General features: G+C 75.3%; 2 protein-coding genes. One reads left to right on the top strand and one right to left on the bottom strand.

Features of this window, described 5'->3' with window-relative positions:
* The coding region (locus G5C65_RS34785) for a glycosyltransferase (RefSeq protein ID WP_165303055.1) at nucleotides 1–1,193 on the bottom strand (1,193 nt) is incomplete at its 3' end.
* Between the two features lie 291 nt (nucleotides 1,194–1,484).
* On the opposite strand from G5C65_RS34785, the gene G5C65_RS34780 reads away from it, so the two are divergent.
* On the top strand, nucleotides 1,485–2,902 hold a 1,418-nt coding region (locus G5C65_RS34780), incomplete at its 3' end, for a hypothetical protein (protein ID WP_165303054.1).

Genomic DNA, 2,902 nt, shown 5'->3' with positions numbered 1-2,902 from the left:
AGACAGGGAGGGGACAGCGGAGCCGGCCGGGGAGCGGAGCTGACGCGCTCGTACACCCCGCGCAGGGTGTCCACCACCGCATCCAGGGTGAAGCTCTCGCGGACCAGGTGCCAGGCGGCCTCGGAGGCGGCGGCGTGCGCGGCCGGGTCCAGCAGTTCGAGCACGGCCCGGCCGACGGCGGCGCCGTTGGCCGCGCTGCCGGCGTCCGGGCGGCTGTCCACCAGCCGTCCGGCGCCCGCCGCCGCCACATCGGGAGCCAGCCCGCTGCTGCCGGTCACCACGACGGGCAGCCCGACGGACAGGGCCTCCAGCACGGAGACGGAGAACGCGTCCTGGATGGAGGGCAGGACGTACACATCGCTGGTGCGCAGCCGCTCCAGCACCCCCGCGTGGTCCAGCGCGCCCACGTACTCCACGGCGTGCCCGGCGCCGAGGGAGCGGGCGAGCGCCAGCATGTCGCCGGCGAGCGCCCCGGTGTCCGGCCCGGCCAGCACGAAGCGGGCGCCCGGGTACTTGGCGAGGACGGTGGGGAGCGCGCCGATGAAGTCCTGGGGCCGCTTGCCCTCCTGGACGCGGGCGCAGTACAGCACGGTCGGCCGCTCCGGGTCCGGCGGCGCCGTCCGGCGCTGCTGCGGTTCGACGCCGTTGACGAGGCGGTACGCCGGACCCATCGGCTCCGGGTCGGCCACGGCCTGGGTCAGGCGGCGCTCGGTCTCGGTGAGGTGCAGCACGGCGTCGGCCCTGCGCAGCACCCAGCGCAGCCCCAGCACGTCCACGAGCTGCGCGACGCGCTGGTCCGTCGGGTCGATCATGCCGTGGGTCTGCAGCACGAGGGGGCGCCCCGCGCGGGCCGCGATCAGCGCCATGGGCAGGGTGACGAGGTCCCGCATCAGATGGACGTGCACCACGTCGGCGGACCGCACCAGCCGCCAGGCGCCCGCCAGCATCGCGGGCGAGGTGATGCCGCTGACCTCGAAGCGGGGCAGCACATGCCGGGCGGGGAAGAGGCGCGCGGGCACGCCGTCCACGGTGCGCGGCAGCGGGCGACCGGCGGGGAAGCCGTCGCCCAGCGCGACGAGCGCGGCCCGCTCCCCCCGGGCCCGCAGGCCGCGGCAGAGGTTGAGCGCGACGCGCGTCGGGCCGCCGAAGTCGTGGGTGGGCGTGTGCAGCGTGACGATGTGCAGAACCTTCATGGTGATCCCCCCAGCCCGGTGTGCCCTCAGGCTAGTGGCCGGCCGGCCCCTCCCGCTGGAAAGCGGCTGCCCCTGCCCGTACTTCGCCGTCCGCGGGTGCGCTGTGGTTGCGCGCGCAGTTCCCCGCGCCCCTGACGGGGCGCTCACGGGTCGCGGATACCGTTGTTGCGCCCCGAAGGAGCGCGGGGAACTGCGCGACCAGCCGGCGGGCGCGCGCGCCCTGTCACGAGACCGGCAGGGGCAGGCCCGAACCAGCCCCCGAAGAGGGGCACGGCACCGGAGGGGGACACCATGACCCTCGCACACCCCCGCGCCGCGCTCTCCCGGGCGCTGACCGTCCCGCTCATCCTCGGGCTGGTCGCCGTGCTGCCCGTCGCCGTCGCCGTCCAGCCGGGCCCCGGACGCCACGACACGGCGTACTGGCTGCAGTTGGCGATCTGCGGCTACGCGGGCACCCGGCTGGCGGCCATGGTGCTCACGGTGCGGCGCCGGCTGGTCCAGGGCGCGTTCTGGCTGTTCTGCTATCTCGCCATGGGCATCGCGCCGCTCGCCCAGACCGTGCTCGACAGCACCCCGACCCCGGTGGTCGGGCCGCGCGCGGACACCGTGCTGGCGGCCGCGCTGGTGCTGGCGGGCATGGTCGCCTTCGACGTGGGCGCACTGCTGGCGCGCCACCGGCCGCCGCTGCGCGTCCGGCTGGCGGGCGGCCGGGCCGGCCGTCCCCCGGCGACCGTGCACCGCGTCCGGCTGTATCTGCTCGTGGCGCTCGCCGTCGTCGGCAGCGGTCTGCTGATGGCGCGGGTGGGCGGCCCCGGCGCGTTCTTCACCAGCCGTCAGGAGATCACCGAGAGCGTGGCGGGCCCGGGGGTCGAGGAGTCCTCGCAGGCGGGCTCGGCGCTGCTGCGGGGGTTCGGCACGGTGCCCGCGCTGCTGGCGCTGCTGTTCCTCACCCGCTGGCTGGTCACCTCGTACCGGGCCCGCCGCAGCCCGCAGCTGGTGGCCCTGTGGCTGGGGCTACTGGGCCTCAACGCGATCGTCAACAACCCGGTGACCAACCCCCGCTACTGGTTTCTCACGGTGCTCTTCTCGCTGCTGTTCACCGCGTTCCCGCGCAGCCCCGTGATGTACCGGGCCGCGCTGGCGCTGGGCGTCGCGGTCGCGGTGGTGATCTTCCCCTACGCGGACACGTTCCGCTACGAGGAGGGGACCGACCGCCCGCCGCAGTCCGAGTCGCTGCTGGAGCCGCTGACGCTGAAGGACTACGACCAACTGGGGATGATCGCGAACACCATCAGCTACTCCGGGTCCGGCGAGGGCCACTCCTACGGGCGGCAACTGGCGGGCACGGTGCTGTTCTTCGTGCCGCGCTCGGTGTGGCAGGACAAGCCGGAGGACCCGGGCACCCGGGTGGGCGAGTGGATGGGGATGCCGTACCCGAATCTGTCCTCGCCTCTGTGGTCCGAGCTGTGGCTGGACTTCGGCCCGGTCGGGATGGCGCTGGGCTTCGCGGGGATCGGCTATGGCGCGGCGCGCGCCGACCGCCGCTACGTCCGCCGCACCGCGGAGGGAACGCCCGCGGGGGGAGGGCCCGGTCTGCGGGACGGTCCCGGCCCGGTGGCGGCGGTCGCGGTGCCGCTGGTCGCCGGCTACAGCTTCATCCTGCTGCGCGGCTCGCTGCTGCAGGGCGTGGGCCGGGTGGGGGTCGCGGT

Origin of the sequence: Streptomyces boncukensis (genome assembly GCF_011045075.1) — a bacterium.
GTDB lineage: Bacteria > Actinomycetota > Actinomycetes > Streptomycetales > Streptomycetaceae > Streptomyces > Streptomyces boncukensis.
The sequence above is the reverse complement of the archived record's forward strand: the minus strand, read 5'-3'. Positions and strand labels throughout refer to the sequence as shown.